Genomic DNA, 20632 nt, shown 5'->3' with positions numbered 1-20632 from the left:
GCCGTGCGCGACATACTCCTCATCGCCGTCTACGCCTTCGTCGGCGCGGCGGCCGCCGGTCTGATCGGCGCCGGTCTGCTGCGCGCGGCCCGGCACAGGTCGGTGGCGGTGTCGCTGGCCGTCGTCGTGTCGGTCGCTGTGACGGCGATGCTCGCCGGGACGCTCGCGGTGGCCTGGGCGATGTTCCTGTCACCGCACGACCTCTGGGTGGTGACGACGGTCGTCGCGATGGCGGCGGTCGTCTCGCTCGGCACCTCGCTGCTGCTCGGCCGCCGTGTGGTGGTCAGCGCCCGGGAACTGGCCGTGGCCGCACGGGACTTCGGCGAGGGCGGGGTGTTCACCGCCCCCCGCGTGCTCGCCCCGGCCGAGTTCGCCGCCCTGAGCCGGGAGTTGTCGGTCACCAGCGAGCGGCTCACCGCGTCACGGGAGCGCGAGCGCAATCTGGAGGCGTCCCGCAGGGAGCTGGTCGCCTGGATCTCGCACGACCTGCGGACGCCGCTGGCCGGTCTGCGGGCCATGTCCGAGGCTCTGGAGGACGGTGTGGTGGCCGATCCGGCGCGCTATCACCGGCAGATCCGGACCGAGGTGGACCGGCTCAACAGCATGGTGGGCGATCTGTTCGAGCTCTCCCGCATCCACGCGGGCGCGTTGACGCTCAACCCGGCCCGGATGTCCGTGCACGACCTCGTGGGCGACGCGCTGGCGGGCGCGGTGCCGCTCGCACGGGAGCAGGGCGTACGGCTGGTGGGCGACCGGGTCGCGGCGGTGCCGGTGGAGGTGGACGGGCGCGAGATGACGCGGGTCCTCTCGAACCTGCTGGTGAACGCCATCCGTCACACGCCGGAGGACGGCACGGTCGCCGTCGCGGCGGAGCGCCGTGACGCGTCCGTGGTCCTGTCGGTCACGGACGGCTGCGGCGGGATCCCCGAGGACGCGCTGCCGCGGGTCTTCGACACCGGGTGGCGGGGTACGGAGGCCCGTACCCCGCCCGGCGGCGCGGGGCTCGGTCTGGCGATCGTGCAGGGCATCGTGGAGGCCCACATGGGCCGTGCCGACGTGCGGAACGTGGACGGCGGCTGCCGCTTCGAGGTCACACTCCCCGCAGCCCGCTCGTAGCGAACTCGGCCATGCCGTCGGCGAAGCCGACCTCGGGCTTCCAGCCCAGGTCGGCGCGGAGCCGGGCGGAGTCGGCGGTGATGTGGCGTACGTCGCCGAGGCGGTACTCCCCCGTCACCACCGGGGCCGGTCCGCCGTGCGCGGCGGCGAGCGCCTCGGCCATCTCGCCGACGGTACGGGGGTCGCCGCTGCCGGTGTTGTACGCGGTGAGGGCGGCGGGCGCCCGGTCGTCGACGGCTTCCAGGGCGAGGACGTTGGCGGCTGCCACGTCCCGCACATGGACGAAGTCCCGGCGCTGGCCGCCGTCCTCGAAGACGCGGGGTCTCTCCCCGCGGGCGAGGGCGGATCGGAAGAGGGAGGCGACGCCGGCGTAGGGGGTGTCGCGGGGCATGCGGGGTCCGTAGACGTTGTGGTAGCGCAGGGAGACCGCGCGGCCGCCGGTGGTGCGGGCCCAGGCGGCGGCGAGGTGTTCCTGGGCGAGTTTGGTGGTGGCGTACACGTTCCGCGGATCGGCGGGGGCGTCCTCGGCGACGAGGCCGGGCGCGAGGTCGGCGCCGCAGCGGGGGCAGCGGGGTTCGAAGCGGCCCGCCGCGAGGTCGGGTTCCGCGCGCGGGCCGGGGCGGACCGGGCCGTGGGCGGGGCAGGCGTAGGCGCCCTCGCCGTAGACGACCATGGAGCCGGCGAGCAGGAACCTGTCGATGCCGGCCTCGGCCATGGCGGCGAGGAGGACGGCGGTGCCGAGGTCGTTGCAGGAGACGTAGTCGGGGGCGTCGGCGAAGTCCTTCCCGAGGCCGACCATGGCGGCCTGATGGCACACGGCGCCGACGCCCCGGAGGGCGTGGGTGACGGTCGCGGGGTCCCGCACGTCGCCGCGCAGCCACGTGGCCCCGGCCGGAAGCGACGGCTCGGGCCCCTGGTGGGCGGTGGGCAGGAGGGCGTCGAGGACGACGGGGTGGTGGCCCCGGGCCGTGAGGGCCTCGACGATGTGGGAGCCGATGAAACCGGCGCCGCCGGTGACGAGTACGCGCATGAGGCTCACCGTACGGACCGGAGCGGCCTCTCTCGGCGGGCGGAGCGCGGGCGTCCGCGATTCGTAAGGTCGGACGCGTCCGGCGAGGCGGCGGTGCTCACCGGCGCGCGCCCGGGGAGGCGGTGGCTCTCGCCGGGGCGCGCCCGAGGAGGCACCGGTCCTCACCGGGGCACGCCCGGAGAGGCACCGGTCCTCACCCGGGCGCGCCCGAGGAGGCACCGGTCCTCACCGGGGCGCCTCCGGCGAGGCGGTGGTCCTCAAGGGCGCGACTACCGCGAACGGGGCGGCAGGAGACGGAACTCCTGGCCGTCGGGGTCGGCGAGGACGACCCGGCCGTGTCCGTCGTCCTCCGTGGTGACGCGGGTGGCGCCGAGGGCGAGGAGGCGGTCGACCTCCGCCTGCTGGTCGCCGCCGGCGGGGAGGGCGAGGTCGTAGCGGATCCGGTCCCGGGGCGCCCGCTCCATCATGGGCGGGCCGCCCCAGGTGACCTTCGGGCCGCCGTGCGGCGAGCGGATGGCGGTCTCCTGGTCCTGGTCCCAGACCAGCGGCCAGCCCAGCGCCCGGCTCCAGAAGTACCCGACCGCCTGGGAGCCGTCGCACGCGAGGGCTCCGATGAACCCGCAGTCGGCGAGGAACGCGTTGCCGGGTTCGATCACGCAGAACTCGTTGCCCTCGGGGTCGGCGAGGACGACGTGCCCGTCCTCGGCGGTCTGGCCGACGTCGATGTGCCGGCCCCCGAGCGCGAGCGCCTTGTCCACGACCGCCCGCTGGTCGTCGAGTGAGGCGCTCGTCAGGTCGAAGTGCATCGGGTTCTGGACCGACTTGTGCGCGTCGGTCGGGAGGAAGCGGAGCCGGAATCCGGTGTCGTCGCCGGGCGCGAGGACGATGCCGTCGTCGGGGTCGTCGGCCGTCTCCCAGCCGAGGAGCCCGGCCCAGAAGCGGGAGACGAGGAGCGGGTCGTTCGCGTCGACGCAGAGGGCGTGGAGGTGGGACGTCATGCCTGGGTGTCCGTTCCGCCGAAGCGCCGCTCCGGCTGACAGGTGGTCGTACAGGGTGCGAGGGGGCACTGCTCGGCCGAGCCTCGCCGGTCGCCGCCCGAACGGTCAACCGGAATAAGGTCGGAGGAAGCCCTCACAGGCTCGCGAAGAGGTCGTCCAGCGGGGCCGGCACCCGCTCGGGGGCGAGGGCCTCGACGAGGAGGCGGCCGTAGCGGATCTTGCGGCCCTTCTTCGTCCCGAGGAAGCGGCGCAACTGCCGCTCCCGGGGGCGGCCGTGCTGGGCGGGCTGGTGCAGGAAGGTCTGCCAGGGGCGCAGGTCGCCCTCGGCCGCGACGACGTCCTCCACCGTGGCCATGCCGAGCGCGCGGATCAGCTCGTCCTCGAGGTCGGCGGCGCAGACGAACAGGGGCGCCCCGGTCCCCTCCAGGGCGCGGTCGTAGAACGGCCGCTCCTGGACGTCGCAGAGTCCTGTCAGCCGGAGGCCGAGGCCGGCCGGGCCGAGGATCGCGGCGTACCGGCGGACGTTCATGGCCCCGCCCATGGAGAGCGCGCACACGCCCTCGGCGGCCAGGTCCCGGCCGCGCCGCTCGGCGAGCGCCTCGACGGCGGCGAGATCGCTCAGGCCTTCGAGCAGCACCACCGTCCCCACGCCCGCCCGTTCCGCCCACTGGCGGGCCGGTCCGGCGGGTCCGCCGCCGGTCCACGCCTCGACGGCCGCGCGGAACTCCCGTATCTCGATCATGGGGCGAGTCTGCCCGCCCGGCGGCGGGACGGCACGGGGTTTTCGGCGGCAGCACGCGTCGGCCCGGCCGGGGAGCCGCGCACGCGGCGCGTTGCAGGGCGGGCCACGCGGCGCGTCGGGCCGGGTGTCAGGCGGGGTGGAGCCGGACCGGGAGGCGCTGGTGACCGTTGCTGATGAGGGACGGCAGCGGCTGGAGTTCCTCCGGGGCGACCGCCAGGCTCAGCCGGGGGAACCGGGTGAAGAGATGTTCGAGGGCGGTCGCCACCTCGAGACGGGCCAGCGGGGCGCCGAGGCAGTAGTGGACGCCGTGGCCGAACGCCAGGTGGTCCTTGGTGGCGCGGGTGATCTCGAAGGCGTCGGCCGTCGGGCCGTGCCAGTCGGGGTGGCGGTTGGCCGCCGCGTAGGAGGCGAGGATCGCGTCGCCGCGGGCGATGGTCCGGCCGTCGGGGAGCGGGATGTCGGTGACCGCGTAGCGGAGCGGCAGGTGCTTGACGGCCGGTTCGTGGCGGAGGGTCTCCTCCACGACGTCGCCCCAGCCGGCCCGGCCGGCGCGGAGGTGGGCGAGCTGCCCCGGCCGGGTGAGAAGGGCGGTGATCGCCTGGTCGATGACGTTCACCGTCGTCTCGTACCCGGCGCTGATGACGAGCAGGAGCGTGTCGCGCAGTTCGGACTCGGTGAGCGTGGAGCCGTCCTCGTCGCGGGTGGCGATGAGGAGCGAGGTCATGTCCTCGCCCGGCTCGGCGCGTCGCGCGGCGACGAGTTCGTCGAGGAGGCCGTAAAGGCGCCCCGCGTTGGCCATGGCCTCTTCCGCGGTGCGGGTGGTGTCGAAGACGCCGTCCACGAGCGCGCGGAAGTCCTCGCGGCGGCTCTCGGGGACGCCCGTCAGGTGGCCGATGAGGGCGATCGGCAGCGGGTACGCGAGCCGCTCGCGCAGGTCGACGACCGCGCCGCGCGGTTCGGCTTCCAGGTCGTCGAGGAGCCCGGTGACCAGGGCCTCGACGACCGGGCGGAGGGCGGCGACGCGGCGGGCGGTGAAGGCGGGGGCGACCAGGCGGCGGAGCCGGGCGTGGTCGGAGCCGTAGGCGGTGAACATGTTGGAGACCGCGACCCACAGGGCGAGCGGCCAGTCCCGCACGGTCTCCTCGAACGCCGGCCAGTGCCTGCGGCCGTCCTTGGACACGTCGGGACCGGTCAGGAGCTTCCTGAGCAGGAGCGGGTCGGTGATCGACCACGCCCGCACGCCGAGGACGTCGACGAGGGCGGCCGGACCGTGGGCGCGCAACCGCCGGTGTTCGGCGTGCCGGTCGGCGCCGGTGGGGTCGAGCACGATCGGGGGGTTCGGCCTGATCACGGCGGTTCCTTTCGCGAGCGTACGGAGCGCGGGCCCCCTCCAGCCTGGCGGTCCCACTCCTCTGACGAAAGATCAGAATGCGGACGGTGTGGCCTGTTTATATCGGCGCCCCGTCCTTCAGGTCATCTGTCCCGGACTCTTGACTCCTCTCGTGGCAGTCGGGATCCTCGACCACGCCTTTCGCATGGAACATGACAATCCTCCGCTCCGCCGCCCGCACACCCCCCTCGACCGAAGACGTGAGTGATGCCCATGAGACCCCCCACGCGCAGCCGTGCGTCCGGCAGGCGCGGGCCGCTGGCCGTGCTGGCGCTGCTGCTCGCCACCGTGACCATGCTGCTCGCCCCCGCGTCCGGCTCGGCCGCCGACGCCTCCTGGTGGAACCCCACCGCCCGTCCCGCGCCCGACTCGCAGATCAACGTCACCGGCGAGCCGTTCAAGGGCACGAACGAACGCGGCGAGGTGCGCGGGTTCGTCGACGCGCACAACCACCTGATGTCCAACGAGGCCTTCGGCGGGCGCCTCATCTGCGGCCAGACCTTCTCGGTGAAGGGTGCGGCCGACGCGCTCAAGGACTGCCCCGAGCACTACCCGGACGGTTCGCTCGCGATCTTCGACTTCATCACCAAGGGCGGCGACGGCAAGCACGACCCGAACGGCTGGCCGACGTTCAAGGACTGGCCGGCCCACGACTCGCTCACCCACCAGCAGAACTACTACGCCTGGGTGGAGCGGGCCTGGCGCGGCGGCCAGCGCGTCCTCGTCAACGACCTCGTCACCAACGGGGTCATCTGCTCCGTCTACTTCTTCAAGGACCGCAGCTGCGACGAGATGACCTCGATCCGACTGCAGGCCCGCAAGACGTACGAGATGCAGGAGTACATCGACACGATGTTCGGCGGCCCGGGCAAGGGCTGGTTCCGGATCGTCACCGACTCCGCGCAGGCCCGTCAGGTCATCGAGCAGGGCAAGCTGGCGGTCGTCCTCGGCGTCGAGACGTCCGAGCCGTTCGGCTGCAAGCAGATCCTGGACGTCGCGCAGTGCAGCAAGGCGGACATCGACCGCGGGCTCGACGAGCTGCACGGGCTCGGCGTGCGCAGCATGTTCCTGTGCCACAAGTTCGACAACGCGCTCTGCGGGGTCCGCTTCGACTCGGGGGCGCTCGGCACGGCGATCAACGTGGGCCAGTTCCTGTCCACCGGGACCTTCTGGAAGACCGAGCAGTGCGCGGGCCCGCAGCAGGACAACCCGATCGGGCTCGCCGCGGCGCCGAACGCGCAGAAGGAGCTGCCGGCCGGCGTGAGCGTGCCCGCGTACAGCCAGGACGCCCGCTGCAACACCCGCGGGCTGACCGACCTCGGCGAGTACGCGGTGCGCGGGATGATGAAACGCAAGATGATGCTGGAGCTGGACCACATGAGCGTGAAGGCCGCCGGCCGGGCCTTCGACATCATGGAGTCGGTGTCCTACCCCGGCGCGATCTCCTCGCACAGCTGGATGGACAGCTCCTGGACCGAACGGCTGTACAAGCTCGGCGGGTTCGCCGCCCAGTACATGAACGGGTCCGAGGCGTTCAGCGCGGAGGCCAAGGCCAAGGACGCCCTGCGCGAGAAGTACGACGTGGGCTACGGCTACGGCACCGACATGAACGGCGTCGGCGGCTGGCCCGGTCCCCGGGGCGCCGACGCCCCCAACGCCGTGACGTACCCGTTCCGCTCCACCGACGGCGGCTCGGTCATCGACCGGCAGACCACCGGGCAGCGGACCTGGGACCTGAACACCGACGGCGCCGCGCACCACGGCATGGTGCCGGACTGGATCGAGGACATCCGGAAGGTCGGCGGCCAGGGCGTGGTGGACGACCTGTTCCGGGGCGCCGAGTCCTACCTCGACACCTGGGGCGCCTCCGAGCGGCACCGCGCCGGTGTGAACCTGGCCGCGCGCGCACCCGCCTCGGCGTCCACCACGGAGTGGTGGAACCCGTTCACCACCTTCTCGGCCGACCGGGCCGTCGACGGGGACCCGGGGACGCGGTGGGCGAGCGAGTGGAAGGACGACCAGTGGCTCCGCATCGACCTCGGGGAGCCGCAGCTGGTCAAGCGGGTGACGCTCGACTGGGAGCGGGCGTACGGCAGGGCGTACCGCGTCGAAGTCTCCGACGACGGCACGACCTGGCGTACGGCGTGGTCGACCACGAGCGGTGACGGCGGTCTGGACACCGTGCAGTTCTCCGCCACGACCGCGCGGCACGTGCGGATCTTCGGCGTGCAGCGCGGCACCCAGTGGGGGTACTCGCTCAAGGAGGTCGGCGTCTACAGCGGCTGACGGAGATCCACGGGGGGGGTGGGGCGGCCGGACCGGCCGCCCCACCCTCGTCGTACGCGTACGAGAGAGGAACCACCCCATGTCCCGAATGCCGCTCGCCGAACGGCGTCGGCAGTTGACCGAGGCGGCGATCCGGGCGATGACCCGGGACGGCGTGCCGAGGACGACGACCCGGTCGATCGCCGCGGAGGCGGGCGTGTCGCTGAGCGTCTTCCACTACTGCTTCGACTCCAAGCAGGCCCTGCTCGAGTCCGTGATCACGGCCATCACGGACCACTACGTGGGGACGGTGAAGAAGGCGCTCCGGCCGCGCGGCTCCTTCCGGGAGACCATCAGGGCGGGCTTCGGGGCGTACTGGGAGCATGTGCGCGCCCATCCGGGCGAGCACATGCTGACGTACGAACTCACCCAGTACGCGCTGCGCACGCCGGGGTTCGAACCGCTGGCGCGCCGTCAGCACGAGCGGTACGCGGAGATCTACCACGAGCTCATCGAGGAGCTCGACGCGAGCATGACGCTCGACCTCCGGGTCCCCGTGCCGGTCCTGGCCCGCTATCTCGCGGCGGTCACGGACGGTCTGACGCTCAACCTGCTCGTCGTGGGCCACGACGAGGAGTCCTCGGCCGCGCTCCTGGATCTGGTCACGGATCAGGTCGCGGTGCTCGTCGCCGACGGGACCTGAGCGTCCAGGGCCGGGGCGTCCAGGGCCGGGGCGAGGGTGGCGAAGACACGTGCGATCAGCTCGGCGGGGTCGACGGCGTCGCCGCCCGCGCCCCACCGTTCCAGCGTGACGTCGAAGGCGGTGAGCGCCATGCCGGCCGCGAGCCGCGGGTACAGATCGTCGGCCGCGGTCAGGCCCGGACGGCGTGTCAGTTCCGCGGCGAGGTCCTCGCTCCAGCGCAGTCGGCGCTCCAGGAAGCGCGCGTGCAGCGCGGGGGTGCCGAGGATGAGCCGCACCACGCGCAGGGCCCGCTCGGCGTGGTCCGGGTGGTCCGTGCACGCGTGGATGGGGACCGTCATGGCGTGGCGCAGCGCCACGGAGGGCGGTTCGTCCGCGGGCCGGGCGGCCAGTTCGGCCCGGATGCCGGCGCCCATGTCGGCCAGGAACTGGACGACGACGTCCTCCTTGGACGCGAAGTAGCGGAAGAACGTCCGCTTGGACACCCCGGCGGCCGCGACGATCTCGTCGACGGTGACCGCGTCGAAGCCCTTCACGGCGAGGAGTTGGAGCGCGGCCTCGGTCAACTCGTCGGAGACGAGCTGCCGTTTGCGCTGGGCCAGGGTCATGTCGGGGCTCACGCGAGCAAGCATATACCGCATGCCCTCCACGACACTCAGACGCAGAGTGACACTTGGGCGCAGCTTGACACTTGGTGCCACAAGGAGCAGCCTATGCCACATGACGGAGACTCAGCAGTGGACCGCGGAGCACATCCCCGACCAGACCGGGCGGGTGTACGTCGTCACGGGCGCCAGCAGCGGCCTGGGCCTGGCCACGGCCCGGGCGGTCGCGCACCGCGGCGGCCACGTGATCCTGGCGGTGCGTGACGAGACCAAGGGGCGCGCGGCGGCCGCGGAGATCGCCACCGGACACCCCGGAGCCCGGCTCGACGTGCGCCGGATCGACCTGGCCGACCTCGACTCGGTGCGCGCGTTCGCCGAGGGGGTGCGCGCGGAGCACGAGAGGCTCGACGTGCTGGTCAACAACGCGGGTGTGATGGCGCCCCCACGCACACTGAGCGCGCAGGGCCACGAACTGCAGTTCGCCGCCAACCATCTCGGACACTTCGCGCTGACCGGCCTGCTGCTCGACCGGCTGGCGACCGGGGACGATCCGCGCGTGGTCACGGTGAGTTCGCTCAAGCACCGCAAGGGCCGGCTGCGGTTCGACGACCTCACCGGGGAACGGGGTTACGCCCCCATGCCCTTCTACGACCAGTCGAAACTGGCCAACGCCGTCTTCGGGCACGAACTGCACCGGCGGCTGACCGCGGCCGGCAGCCCGGTCCGCAGCCTCCTCGCCCACCCCGGCTACGCCGCCACCAACCTACCGACGGAGGCACCGGTCCCCCTGGTACGCCTGATGTTCGGCCGTGTGCTCAAGCCGCTCGCCCAGTCCCCGGAGCGCGGCGCGCTCCCGCAGCTCTACGCGGCGACGGCTCCCGGCGTCGAGGGCGGGCAGTTCTTCGGGCCGGGCGGGCCGGGCGAGCTGCGCGGCGCACCGGCCCTCGTCCGCCTGTCCCCCGGGGCGACGGACGCCGGAACGGGACGCAGGCTGTGGGAGGTCTCGGAGCGGCTGACCGACGTCCGGTACGACGTGGAGGTCGGCGCCGCCGAATGACCGGTTTCCGGGGGCCGTACGGGTGCGGGGGCCCGGCGCGGCCCCTGTTCGGCGGCGTGGCTCGGTATAAACGGGCGCATGCACCGTGCCGAACGCTATGAACTGACTTTTCCGGTGTCGGGTGACTCGATCGTGGTCACCCGGACGGACCGTGCGGGGGCCGGCGGGCATCCCGTGTACTCCGACGAGACGGGCATCGTGCAGGCCGAGATCGACGAGCACGGGAACGTACGGATGCTCGCGAGCGGCGGGCACCAGAGCCACGACGTGCCCGCACGCGCCGTCCCCGTGGACTGAGGCGTCCGGGGCGACGGCGCGTGCGGGGAGGGGCGCCTGTCAGGCGTACGGGTCGAACGGGATTCCGGCGGGCTTGGCCTTCTCGAGGTGCGGGCCGAAGCTGCCGTCCTTCAGACCGAAGTGGGCGCTTCCGAAGTCCGCCTGGACCAGCTTGTCGCGAACCCCGGCGGGGTAACCGTTCCAGCCGACGAGGGCCGGGAGCTGCCACTGGCCCTCGTGGTTCTCCGGCGGCTCGTCGTTGCCGTTGGCGGGGCGGAAGCAGTGCGTGCTCACGCCGTCCTTGTGGTAGACGACCTTGGGATGCGTCCCGTCCCAGCGGATCTGATCGCGGCCGTAGGTGTTGAACTCACCGTGGGCGGATGTCGAGACGTACTTCGCCTGGTTGTCCTGGATCCAGACGACGACGTGCTCCCAGTCGTGGCGGTGGCCGCCGAGGCTGATGCCCGGTATCGCCTGGTCCTTCTCGAAGTAGAGGCCGTAGAGGACCGCGCACCAGCCGTTGTTGCACTTGGCGCGGGAGTACCCGTTGGTGTTGTCGAGGTCCCAGGCGTCCCGGCACGAGCCGTTGAGGGCGCCGGTGGGCTTGAGGCCGGGGTTGAGCGTGCCGTCGGGTCCGATGGCCGCCGTGGAGTAGCAGCCGTCCGTGTCGTAGTCGAAGGCGGGCTGGAACGTCTGCTCGAGCGCGTCGGCGTTGGCCGGCAGCGGCGGGGGCGGCGCCGCGAACGCGCTGCCCGAGACCGCGACGACCAGCGCGATGCTGCTGCCGAGGGTGACCGAGACCCTGCGGAACCACGAACTCGTCTTCAACTGCGTCCTCCTGAGGGACCGCCGTGCGGGGCGCGAGGGGTGTGATGGGGGTGTGCGTGCTTGGCATGCCCAGATCAGTTCTCTCGAACCCCGCTGTCGCGAGGAGGTCCGACCGATGACGGCGCGGTGAAGGGCGGCGGTCGCCGGTCCGTCAGGCCTTCGCCGCCGAGGGCACGTGCGCCGAGGCGGCCCCGTCGGCCCCCTCGGCCCCCTCGACCCCCTCGACTCCTTCGACCCCTTCGGCACCGGCCGACGGACCGGCCGGGATGAGGAAGGCGACGACCGCCGCCGCGAGCCCCACCCCGCTGCCGATGAGCAGCGCGACCCGGAAGGCGTCCTCTGAGGGCAGGAGATGACCGGCGAAGTCCGTGGTCATCTGGGCGAGGACCACACCCATCACGGCGGCGGAGACGGAGCTGCCGATCGAACGCATCAGGGTGTTGAAGCTGTTGGCCGACGCGGTCTCGGAGCGGGGCACGGCGCCCATGATGAGGGCGGGCATCGCGCCGTACGCGAGACCCACGCCGGTGTTGCAGATGAGGGTCACGACGAGCAGCCCGACGGTCGAGCCCATGAGCGGCAGGGCGCACCCGTAGCCGACGGCGATGACCAGGCTGCCGACGCCGAGGGTGATCCTGGGGCCGCGCGCGGCCGTGAGCTTGGCGCCGAGCGGGGCGAGGGCCATCATCATCAGCCCGGCCGGGGCCATCCAGAGCCCCATGGCGAGCATCGACTGACCCCGGCCGTAGCCGGTGGCCTCGGGCAGCTGGAGCAACTGGGGCACCACCAGCGACTGGGCGTACATCGCGAATCCGACGAGGATCGAGGCCAGGTTGGTCATCAGCACGAGCGGCCGGGCGGTGACGCGGAGGTCCACCAGGGGCTCGGCGGTCCGCAGTTCCCACCAGCCCCACACGAGGAGCGCGACGACCGAGGCGGCGAGCAGGCCGAGGGTCGTCCCGCTCGTCCAGCCCCAGTCGGAGCCCTTGGAGACGCCGAGCAGCAGACAGACGAGGGCGCCGCCCAGACCGATCGCGCCGGGCACGTCGAAGCGGCCGGCGTCGGCCGCGGTACGGCCCGCGGGCACGAGCAGCCGCACGAGCACGCCGACCGCCGCTGCCAGGGCGGCGACGACCCAGAACAGCACACGCCAGCTCGCGTTCTCGGCGACAGCGGCGGAGAACGGGAGGCCGAGCGCACCGCCCACGCCCATGGAGGCGCTGATCAGGGCGATGGAGGCGCCCATACGCTCCGGCGGCAGGACGTCGCGCAGCAGGCTGATGCCGAGCGGCACCACGCCCATGCCGAGCCCCTGAAGACCGCGGCCGACGATCATCGGGACGACGGACGAGGAGAGCGCGCAGACGACCGAGCCCACGACGAGGGGCGCGATCGAGGCGAGCAGCATGCGCCGCTTGCCGTACATGTCACCCAGGCGCCCGGCGACGGGGGTGGCCACCGCCGCCGACAGCAGGGTCGCGGTGACCACCCAGGACGCGTTCGACGCGGTGGTGCCGAAGAGCCTGGGCAGGTCACCGAGGAGCGGCACCACCAGGGTCTGGGTGAGCGCGGCCACGATGCCCGCGAAGGCGAGGACGCCGACGACGCCGCGTGGGCGGGGGTCGGTCTTGGAGCTGGTCACGGGGTTCTCCCTGGGGCGACGCGTGGACGACACGACGAATCGACATGCATGATGCACATTGAGTGCAGGATACACAGTCCATGTACCATGCATAGGCGCGGGGAAGCAGCCGGGACAGGGAGGATGGATCCATGGACAAGCCCACGCACCTGATCGAGTTCGAGACCATGCTCGTCGGGCGGCACTCGCATCTGTTTGACCCCCGTGCGCGCGGCGCGAGCGGACGGCTCGACCGGAGCGCCTACGTGCTGCTCAGCCGCATCGAGATCGACGGGCCGCTCTCCATCGGGCAGCTGAGCGAGGCCTTCGGCCTGGACGCGTCGACGCTCAACCGGCAGACCGCGGCGATGCTGAAGGCCGGGGTCGTCGAACGGATCCCGGACCCCGACGGCGGGATCGCCAGGAAGTTCAGCATCACGGCGGAGGGCAGGCGGAGGCTGGACGCGGACCGCGCCGCCAATGTCCACGGCCTGGAACGGGTCCTGGAGAAGTGGACGCCCGAGGAGGTGGCCGACTTCGCCGCGTACCTGCGCCGCTTCAACAGCGACATCGAGCGCCTGGAGGGCCGCCCCTGGCCCCGCCCCCGGCCGTGACCAGGTCAGTAGACTCCGGCGTATGACCAGCGCCACCCCCGACGACGCGGACATCGTCGACATCGCCCGGGACCTCGCGCCGACTGGCGTCCTGCGGGCGTCGATCAACCTGGGCAACCCGGTCCTCGCGCGGGGCACGGCGGACTCGCCCGGCGGGGTCACCGTGGACCTCGCCGGGGAGATCGGCGCACGCCTCGGCCTGCCGGTCGAGTACGTCTGCTTCGACGCCGCTCGCAAGTCCTACGAGGCGATGGCCACGGGCCGCGCGGACCTCTGCTTCCTCGCCGTCGAACCGGCGCGCGAGGCCGAGGTCGCCTTCACCGCGCCGTACGTCGTGATCGAAGGGGTCTACGCGGTCCCGGCCGCCTCGGACCTCACCACGCCCGGCGACGTCGACCGGGACGGGGTGCGGATCGGCGTGAAGGCCGGCTCCGCGTACGACCTCTACCTCACGCGCACGCTGCGGCACGCGACCCTGGTGCGCGGCGAGGAGGGCGTGGACGTCTTCCGCGCCGAGGGCCTGGAGGTCGCGGCGGGGATCAGGCAGCCGATGACCGCGTTCGTCACGGCGCACCCGGAACTCCGGCTGATCGAGGAGCGGTTCATGGAGATCCGGCAGGCCGTCGGCACGACGAGGGCGCGGCGCCCGTCGACCGTGCGGTTCCTCACGGAGCTGGTCGAGGAGCTGAAGGCCGACGGTTCCGTCGCCGCGTCGCTGCGGCGCTCGCACCAGTCCCCCGGCCTGGTGGCGCCGCCCCGCGCCGACGACGCGACCCGATCGTAGTGATCTCTGGCCCTCGACGCCCTTTCGGACTCCCGGCCGCCGCCGGGAGAGTGGGGTGACCCCACCGGCTCAGCGAGGACGGACGAACGATGGCCCTGGAGATGCGTGAGACCTGCGAGCGCTGCGAGACGGCGACGCTGCCGCAGGACGCGCCCGCACTCATCTGCTCGTACGAGTGCACCTTCTGCGTGCCCTGCGGCGACACCATGGACGGCGTCTGCCCCAACTGCGGCGGCGAGCTGCTCCCCAGGCCCCGCCGGGCGCTCGCGGTCTGACGGACACCGGCCTCGGTCCGACCCACGGCGGCCGGGGACGCTCGGTCGGGTCAGTCCGGGACCGGGTCGGTGTAGCCCCTGCGGCGGGCCGCCGCCGGGCGGCAGCGCAGCAGGCGAGCCACTGTCAGAAGGCCGCCGCGCAGGGCGCCGTGCCGGCTCAGGGCCTTCACGGCGTAGGTGGAACAGCTGGGCGTGTACGGACAGCAGGGCGGCCGGGTCGGGCTGATCTCCTCCCGGTAGAGCGTCACGGCCCCGTGGAGCGCCCCGGCTGCTCGGCCCGCCGGTCGGACGGCGGCCGTGCGCGCGGCGCGGGACGAGCCGCGCGGCTTCCCCAGGAGCAGGGTGGTCAGCGCCACCAACGCGAACTGCGGGCAGTACATGCCACAGGCCGAGCACTGGTCCGCCGCTCCCGCGCAGCAGCCCTCCTCGCCGTCCTCGCGGCGCTTGCGCCGCCGCGCCGCACGCGCGGACTCCCTCGATGACGTCACGCCGCCCCCTCCACGATCCGTTCGATCATACGTGTGGGACGGGCCCGCCCTCCTGGGGGCGGCCCCGTCCCCGGCCGTCACCGGGTCGCCGTACCGGCCGCCGCACCGGCCGGCACCGGCGCGTAGCCGACGGGCCGGGCGGTGAACGTGCCCCGGCCCTGGGTGCGGCCGCGCAGCCGGGACGCGTAGCCGAACAGCTCCGCCAGCGGAACGGTCGCGGTGAGCACGGCCGTTCCGGCCCGCGCGGTCGAACCGGAGACCCGGCCGCGCCGGGCCGCCAGGTCACCGAGCACACCGCCCACGGCGCTGTCCGGGACCGTGACGGTGACCTCGACGACGGGCTCGAGGAGCGTCATCGAACAGGCCCGCAGCGCCTCACGGAGCGCGAAGCGGCCCGCCGTGCGGAACGCCATCTCCGAGGAGTCCTTGGAGTGGGTCGCTCCGTCGGTGAGCGTCACCCGCACACCGGTGACCGGGTGGCCACCGAGGGGGCCCTCCGCGAGCGCGTCCCGGCAGCCGGCCTCGACCGCGCGGACGTACTCCTGGGGCACGCGGCCGCCCGTGACGGTGGAGGCGAAGACGAACTCCCCCTCCTCCGCCGCGCCGACCGGCTCGACGTCCACCACGACATGCGCGAACTGGCCCGCGCCACCGTCCTGTTTGACGTGCCGGTACACCAGGCCCGTCACCCCGCGCACGACCGTCTCCCGGTAGGCCACCTGCGGTCGGCCGACCGCGATCTCCAGGCCCTGGGCCCGGCGGATCTTCTCCACGGCCACCTCCAGGTGCAGTTCGCCCAGGCCCGAGAGCACGGTCTGGCCCGTCTCCGCGTCGGTCCTGACCGTCAGCGAGGGGTCCTCCTCGACGAGTCGGGCCAGCGCGGTCGCCAGCCGGTCGGTGTCCAGGCTCCGCCGCGCCTCGACCGCCACGGAGACGACCGGGTCGGCCGACGTGGGCGGTTCGAGGAGCAGCGGGGCGGAGGGCGCGCACAGCGTGGCACCGGCGCGGGCCTCCTTCACGCCGACGACCGCGACGATGTCGCCGGCCCGAGCGGAGTCCACCTCGGTGTTCCGGTCGGCCTGGACACGCAGGATCCTGCCGACGCGCTCGGTGCGCCGGGCGGCGACGTCGAGCACGGTGTCCCCCTTTCCGACGGTTCCCGCGTACACGCGGAGGTAGGTGAGCCGCCCGGTGGCGGTGGAGTTGACCTTGAAGACGAGCGCCGCGAACGGCTCCGCCGGATCGGCGGTCCGCTCCTGCTCCGCGCCGTCCAGGGTGCCGCGCACGGGCGGCACGTCCAGGGGCGAGGGCAGGTAGGCGACGGCGGCGTCGAGCAGCGGCTCCGTACCCCGGTTGCGGTAGGCGGAGCCGCAGAGCACGACGACGCCCTCGCCGGTCCGGGTCAGGTCGCGCAGCGCCGCGGTGAGGGTGTCCGCGGTGAGCGCGGACGTGGCGCAGAACTCCTCCAGTGCGTCCGGGTGGAGCTCGGCGACCGCTTCCTCCAGGGCGCGGCGCCTGAGCCGTGCCTCCGCCACGAGCTCCTCGGGGACGGGCCCCTCGGTGTACGTGTCGGAGCCCGTCGCCCAGACCAGGGCGCGCATGCGCACCAGGTCCACGACGCCGGTGAACGCGTCCTCGCGGCCGATGGGCAGCTGGACGACGAGCGGCACCGTGTGCAGCCGGTCCCGGATCGACGCGACGGCCGTGTCCAGGTCGGCGCCCGCGCGGTCCAGCTTGTTGACGAAGGCGATCCTGGGGACGCCGTGCCGGTCGGCCTGGCGCCACACGGTCTCGCTCTGCGGTTCGACCCCGGCGACGGCGTCGAACACGGCGATCGCGCCGTCGAGGACGCGCAGCGAGCGCTCCACCTCGTCGGAGAAGTCGACGTGTCCCGGCGTGTCGATGAGGTTGATCCGGTGCCCGTCCCAGTCGCAGCTGACGGCCGCGGCGAAGATGGTGATGCCGCGGTCGCGTTCCTGCGAGTCGAAGTCGGTGACGGTGGTGCCCTCGTGGACCTCGCCGCGTTTGTGGACGGCGCCCGTGAGATAGAGCATCCGCTCGGTCACGGTGGTCTTGCCGGCGTCGACGTGGGCGAGGATGCCCAGGTTGCGGACGCGGTCGAGGGGGTTGGCGGTGAGCTGACGGGAGAGCGGGGTACGCACGGCCCGGCCTTTCGGTGGAGGCGAGAAAGGGTCGGCGCGATTCCCGGACGAAGCGGCCCGGCGACGGGCGGAGCAGGAGACCCTCGGGCGTCGCGGCGGACGGCGCGCGTGAGGCTCACGGCGCGCCGGGCGGCAGGGGCGCCCGGGCGGGGGTCTCAGAGGTTCGTCACGGGGTCCGGTGGCGGCCGCGCAGCCGGCACCGGGGAGACCGGGACGTCAGGATCACGTCGTACCGGGACCGGGGAACGACGACGGTGGTGTGGCAACACACGGTCGGGCTCCCCTCGTTCGGTCGTCGGCGCGCGCCGTGATCTCGGCGGTGCGTGCTGCGAGTGTAGGGAGGGGAGCCCCGCCGGGTCACCGGATTTTCGGGAGGTCCCGTTCGGCGAAGTAGGCGGCGACGTGGCCCGGCGTGACCTCGGCGAGCGTGGCGGGCGTCCAGCGCGGGGAGCGGTCCTTGTCGATCACCTGGGCGCGGATGCCCTCGACCAGGTCGGCGGAGCCGAGGGCGGTGTGGGAGAGCCGGAACTCCATGGCGAGAACGGCTTCGAGGGAGTCGAGGCGGCGCGCGCGGCGGAGGGCCTCGAGGGTGACCTTGAGGGCGGTGGGCGACCGGGTCAGGAGGGTGGCGGCGGTCTCCTTGGCCTCGGTGACGCCCGAGTCGAGGAGCCGGTCGACGATCTCCTCCACGGTGGGCGCGGCGTAGGCCGTGTCGATCCAGTCGCGGGCGGCGGCGAGGCGCCCGGGAGGGGCGGTCCTGGCGAACCTGGGCAGCACCTTGTGCGCGGGGGCGCGGGTGAGCTCCTCGACCAGCCGGGGAAGCTCGTCGGACGGTACGAAGTGGTCGGCGAGGCCGGTCAGGAGGGCGTCGGCGGCGTCCGCCTGGGCACCGGTCAGGGCGAGATGGGTGCCCAGCTCGCCGGGCGCCCGGCCCAGCAGATACGTACCGCCGACGTCGGGGGCGAAGCCGATGCCCGTCTCCGGCATGGCGACGCGTGAGCGTTCGGTGACGACGCGGACGGAGCCGTGGGCGGAGACACCGACGCCGCCGCCCATCACGATTCCGTCCATGAGGGCCACGTAGGGCTTGGGATAGCGGGCGATGCGGGCGTTGAGCCGGTATTCGTCGCGCCAGAAGTCGACGGTGGCGCCGCCCGCGCCGCCGCCCGCGCGGGCGTCCTCGTGGATGGCCCGGATGTCGCCCCCGGCGCACAAGCCGCGTTCGCCCGCGCCTCTGATGACGACGGTCTCGACGGTCGGATCGGCCTCCCACGCGGTGAGCGCCTCGTCGATCCGGAGCACCATGGCGTGGGTGAGCGCGTTGAGGGCGCGGGGCCGGTTGAGGGTGAGGAGGCCGGCCCGCCCCTCGGTGCGGACGAGGACGTGGGGGCCGTCCGCGTCCGGCGGGGTGTCCTGGTTGAGTCGCATGGTCGCGTCGCCTTCCTCCGAACGATCTTCCGGCCACCGTATCGGCACCGCCGCGCACGGCCCGGCACGGCCCCGGGACCGTCCGGGACCGTCCGGGACCGGGGATTTCTCCTAGGGAGGTTGAGTACGCGCACTCAGGTCCCGGCCCCCGTGGCGTTCGTAGCCTCCGTCGTATGAACAGTCATCAGGCCGTCGCGGACGGCCCCCTCCGTGTCGGGATCACCGGGGTCGGCTCCTGCCTGCCCGAGCAGGTCGTGGATTCGGAGGAGCTGCGGCTGCGGGTCGTCGCCGGCAGCGGGATGGCGCTGCCCGCCGGGGTGTTCGAGCGGGCCACGGGGATCCTGACGCGCCGGGCCGTGCGGCCGGGCGAGTACGCCTCCACCCTGGCGGTGGGGGCCGCCCGGCGGGCGCTCCACCGGGCGGGGCTGGAGCCTGCCGACATCGACCTGCTGGTGTTCGCCTCCGCCACCCGCGACATGGTGGAGCCGGCCACCGCCCACATCGTGCAGGCCGAACTGGGCTCCCGGGCCCACGCGTTGGACGTCACCAACGCCTGCAACAGCTTCGTCAACGGCGTCGACCTCGCCCGTACGATGATCCTCGCCGGGCGCGCCCGGCGGGCCCTCGTCGTCACCGGGGAGACCCCGAGCCGGGCCGTGCGCCACGACCCCGCCGATCCGGCCCAGTTCCGGGACGGTTTCGCCGGCTACACCTTCGGCGACGCGGGCGCCGCGGTGGTCCTGGAGACGGTGGAGCGGGGCGGGATCCTCGACGTGGACAGCGAGACGCACTCCGAACACTGGCCGGTCGGCGGGATATTCGGCGGCGGTTCACGCCATCCGCGCGGTGACGAGCACACGTACTTCCAGGGCGACGGCAGCGAGCTGCGCGAGGTGTTCGAGAAGGTGGGCACCTCGGTGATCGACCGGATGCGGCACCGCACGGGCCTCGACTGGCGCCACTTCCGGTACGTCCTGGTCCATCAGGTCACCGTGCCGTATCTGCGGCGGTTCGTGGAGATCACGGGCGTGCCCGAGGACCGTCTCGTCGTCACCGTCCCCGAGCTGGGCAACATCGCGAGCGCGACGCTCGGCGTCCAACTGGACCGGGTGCAAGGGGACTTGCGGTCAGGGGACCGGGTGCTGTTCGTGGGGCTCGGCGGTGGCGTGAGCCTGATGACGATGGTGTGGGAGAAGGCATGAGCGACGCGTTGTGGGTGGTGGTGCCCGCGCATCAGGAGGCCGCGCGCATCGGGGACACCCTGGAGGCGCTGGCCGCCCAGGCGGACCGGGACTTCGAGCTGGTCGTCGTCGACAACGCCTCCGACGACGACACCGCCGCGATCGCCCGCGCGTTCGCCCGGCGGGCGCCGTTCCCCGTGCATGTCCTGGACGAGCGCGACAAGGGCGTGGGCTGCGCGGTGGACACCGGCTTCCGGTACGCGATCGGGCGCGGGGCCGTGCTCCTGGCCCGGACGGACGCCGACTGTCTGCCGCGTCCCGGCTGGACGGCCGCCGCGCGGACCGCGCTGAGCGACGGAGCGGGTCTGGTGTGCGGGCGGATCGACGCCCGGCGCGACGAGCACGGGCCGGTCGGACGCGCCGCCTTCCGGACGCTCGTCCGCGTGGCCGCGTTCTTCGGCCGGGTGCGCCCGGCGCACCGGCGGCGGCACGGCTATCTGGCGCCGTACCGCATGCACGCGGGCAACAACATGGCCATCACCGCCCGTCTGTACGAGGCCGTCGGCGGAATGCCCCGCCGCCCCTCCCCCACCGACCGGCTCTTCCTCAACCGGGTGCGCCGCTCCACCACGGCGATCGTGCACGCCCGCGGCATGGTCGTGGAGAACTCCACCCGGCGGCTGCGCGCGTACGGGATCGTCGGCACCGCCCGCTGGTACCTGGACCGGGGACCGGGGCGACACGGAGAGGACCCGCGCTGATGCTGGACGCTCTCGCCCACACCCTGCGGTCACGTCCCGACCTCCCGGCCGTCCTCGGCACGACCCGCTCCGGCTCCGTCCGGACGAAGGCCACGTGCGGGGAGTTGGCCGACCTCGCCGAGGGGTACGCCCGCGCGCTGCACGCGCGCGGGCTGCGGCGCGGAGACACGGTCGGGGTCGCGGTGCGGCCGGGGCCGCGCGCGCTCGCCGTGCTGCTCGCGGTGCACCGGCTCGGCCTGCGGGCTGCCGTGCTCGACCCCGGCGCCGGTCCCGACGTCCTGCGGGCGCGCCTGGCGCTTGCCCGCCCCGAC

At 73.3% G+C, this 20632-nt stretch carries 21 protein-coding genes; 11 read left to right on the top strand and 10 right to left on the bottom strand.

Features of this window, described 5'->3' with window-relative positions; all coding sequences use genetic code 11:
- Positions 1–3 precede the first annotated feature (3 nt).
- Complete coding sequence (locus tag AB0E14_RS15130; protein ID WP_362416665.1) at positions 4–1116, top strand: HAMP domain-containing sensor histidine kinase; 1113 nt, start codon at positions 4–6, stop codon at positions 1114–1116.
- Here the strand turns inward: AB0E14_RS15130 and AB0E14_RS15125 are convergent.
- The 4 genes from AB0E14_RS15125 to AB0E14_RS15110 all read right to left on the bottom strand — a co-directional run bounded on the left by AB0E14_RS15125 (position 1091) and on the right by AB0E14_RS15110 (position 5234).
- Positions 1091–2146, bottom strand: a complete 1056-nt coding sequence (locus tag AB0E14_RS15125; RefSeq protein ID WP_362416662.1) for an NAD-dependent epimerase/dehydratase family protein — start codon at positions 2144–2146, stop codon at positions 1091–1093. The genes AB0E14_RS15130 and AB0E14_RS15125 overlap by 26 nt on opposite strands.
- A gap of 269 nt (positions 2147–2415) precedes the next feature.
- The gene (locus tag AB0E14_RS15120) at positions 2416–3144 is read right to left on the bottom strand and encodes a VOC family protein (protein WP_362416659.1); all 729 of its coding nucleotides are present in this window, start codon (positions 3142–3144) and stop codon (positions 2416–2418) included.
- Between the two features lie 133 nt (positions 3145–3277).
- Positions 3278–3886, bottom strand: coding sequence for a TOPRIM nucleotidyl transferase/hydrolase domain-containing protein (locus AB0E14_RS15115; RefSeq protein WP_362416656.1), 609 nt, complete (start codon positions 3884–3886; stop codon positions 3278–3280).
- Positions 3887–4013: 127 nt separating this feature from the next.
- Entirely contained in the window at positions 4014–5234 is a 1221-nt protein-coding gene (locus AB0E14_RS15110; RefSeq protein WP_362416850.1) for a cytochrome P450, read from the bottom strand.
- A 255-nt stretch (positions 5235–5489) separates the two neighbouring features.
- Here AB0E14_RS15110 and AB0E14_RS15105 point away from each other — a divergent pair, with 255 nt between their 5' ends.
- Positions 5490–7562: a discoidin domain-containing protein gene (locus tag AB0E14_RS15105; RefSeq protein WP_362416653.1), complete on the top strand. Its 2073-nt coding sequence runs from the start codon at positions 5490–5492 to the stop codon at positions 7560–7562.
- Between the two features lie 79 nt (positions 7563–7641).
- A complete protein-coding gene (locus AB0E14_RS15100) occupies positions 7642–8244 on the top strand; it encodes a TetR/AcrR family transcriptional regulator (protein ID WP_362416650.1) in 603 nt (200 codons plus the stop codon).
- On the opposite strand, the gene AB0E14_RS15095 is transcribed toward AB0E14_RS15100, so the two are convergent.
- Positions 8211–8849: a TetR family transcriptional regulator gene (locus AB0E14_RS15095; RefSeq protein WP_362416848.1), complete on the bottom strand. Its 639-nt coding sequence runs from the start codon at positions 8847–8849 to the stop codon at positions 8211–8213. The two genes, AB0E14_RS15100 and AB0E14_RS15095, sit on opposite strands and share 34 nt — an antisense overlap.
- Positions 8850–8961: 112 nt before the next feature.
- On the opposite strand from AB0E14_RS15095, the gene AB0E14_RS15090 reads away from it, so the two are divergent.
- Complete coding sequence (locus AB0E14_RS15090; protein WP_362416647.1) at positions 8962–9903, top strand: oxidoreductase; 942 nt, start codon at positions 8962–8964, stop codon at positions 9901–9903.
- Positions 9904–9981: 78 nt separating this feature from the next.
- Positions 9982–10200, top strand: a complete 219-nt coding sequence (locus AB0E14_RS15085) for a DUF6296 family protein (protein WP_362416644.1) — start codon at positions 9982–9984, stop codon at positions 10198–10200.
- Positions 10201–10239: 39 nt separating this feature from the next.
- Here the strand turns inward: AB0E14_RS15085 and AB0E14_RS15080 are convergent, their stop codons facing one another.
- Entirely contained in the window at positions 10240–11007 is a 768-nt protein-coding gene (locus AB0E14_RS15080) for an NPP1 family protein (RefSeq protein ID WP_362416641.1), read from the bottom strand.
- Between the two features lie 151 nt (positions 11008–11158).
- Positions 11159–12649: an MFS transporter gene (locus AB0E14_RS15075; protein ID WP_362416638.1), complete on the bottom strand. Its 1491-nt coding sequence runs from the start codon at positions 12647–12649 to the stop codon at positions 11159–11161.
- 131 nt (positions 12650–12780) lie between these two features.
- Here AB0E14_RS15075 and AB0E14_RS15070 point away from each other — a divergent pair, with 131 nt between their 5' ends.
- From AB0E14_RS15070 to AB0E14_RS15060, 3 genes are all read left to right on the top strand, one after another.
- Positions 12781–13242 (top strand): MarR family transcriptional regulator, encoded by a 462-nt coding sequence (locus AB0E14_RS15070; RefSeq protein ID WP_362416635.1) that lies wholly within the window; start codon positions 12781–12783, stop codon positions 13240–13242.
- 22 nt (positions 13243–13264) lie between these two features.
- The gene (locus AB0E14_RS15065; RefSeq protein ID WP_362416632.1) at positions 13265–14026 is read left to right on the top strand and encodes a transporter substrate-binding domain-containing protein; all 762 of its coding nucleotides are present in this window, start codon (positions 13265–13267) and stop codon (positions 14024–14026) included.
- 89 nt (positions 14027–14115) lie between these two features.
- Complete coding sequence (locus AB0E14_RS15060; protein ID WP_362416629.1) at positions 14116–14301, top strand: DUF1272 domain-containing protein; 186 nt, start codon at positions 14116–14118, stop codon at positions 14299–14301.
- 50 nt (positions 14302–14351) lie between these two features.
- Here the strand turns inward: AB0E14_RS15060 and yidD are convergent, their stop codons facing one another.
- From yidD to AB0E14_RS15045, 3 genes are all read right to left on the bottom strand, one after another.
- A complete protein-coding gene (gene yidD / locus AB0E14_RS15055; protein ID WP_362416626.1) occupies positions 14352–14789 on the bottom strand; it encodes a membrane protein insertion efficiency factor YidD in 438 nt (145 codons plus the stop codon).
- A gap of 77 nt (positions 14790–14866) precedes the next feature.
- Entirely contained in the window at positions 14867–16951 is a 2085-nt protein-coding gene (gene fusA / locus AB0E14_RS15050; RefSeq protein ID WP_362416623.1) for an elongation factor G, read from the bottom strand.
- A gap of 357 nt (positions 16952–17308) precedes the next feature.
- Complete coding sequence (locus AB0E14_RS15045; RefSeq protein ID WP_362416620.1) at positions 17309–18379, bottom strand: enoyl-CoA hydratase/isomerase family protein; 1071 nt, start codon at positions 18377–18379, stop codon at positions 17309–17311.
- 173 nt (positions 18380–18552) lie between these two features.
- Here AB0E14_RS15045 and AB0E14_RS15040 point away from each other — a divergent pair, with 173 nt between their 5' ends.
- From AB0E14_RS15040 to AB0E14_RS15030, 3 genes are all read left to right on the top strand, one after another.
- A complete protein-coding gene (locus AB0E14_RS15040) occupies positions 18553–19581 on the top strand; it encodes a ketoacyl-ACP synthase III (protein ID WP_362416617.1) in 1029 nt (342 codons plus the stop codon).
- Positions 19578–20321 (top strand): glycosyltransferase family A protein, encoded by a 744-nt coding sequence (locus AB0E14_RS15035; protein WP_362416614.1) that lies wholly within the window; start codon positions 19578–19580, stop codon positions 20319–20321. Before AB0E14_RS15040 ends, AB0E14_RS15035 begins: the two co-directional genes overlap by 4 nt.
- Positions 20321–20632, top strand: a 312-nt coding sequence (locus tag AB0E14_RS15030; RefSeq protein ID WP_362416611.1) for an AMP-binding protein, incomplete at its 3' end; no start/stop codon positions are given. The genes AB0E14_RS15035 and AB0E14_RS15030, both read left to right, overlap by 1 nt.

Source organism: Streptomyces sp. NPDC047981 (genome assembly GCF_040653315.1).
In the GTDB taxonomy this organism is placed as follows: domain Bacteria; phylum Actinomycetota; class Actinomycetes; order Streptomycetales; family Streptomycetaceae; genus Streptomyces.
The sequence above is the reverse complement of the archived record's forward strand: the minus strand, read 5'-3'. Positions and strand labels throughout refer to the sequence as shown.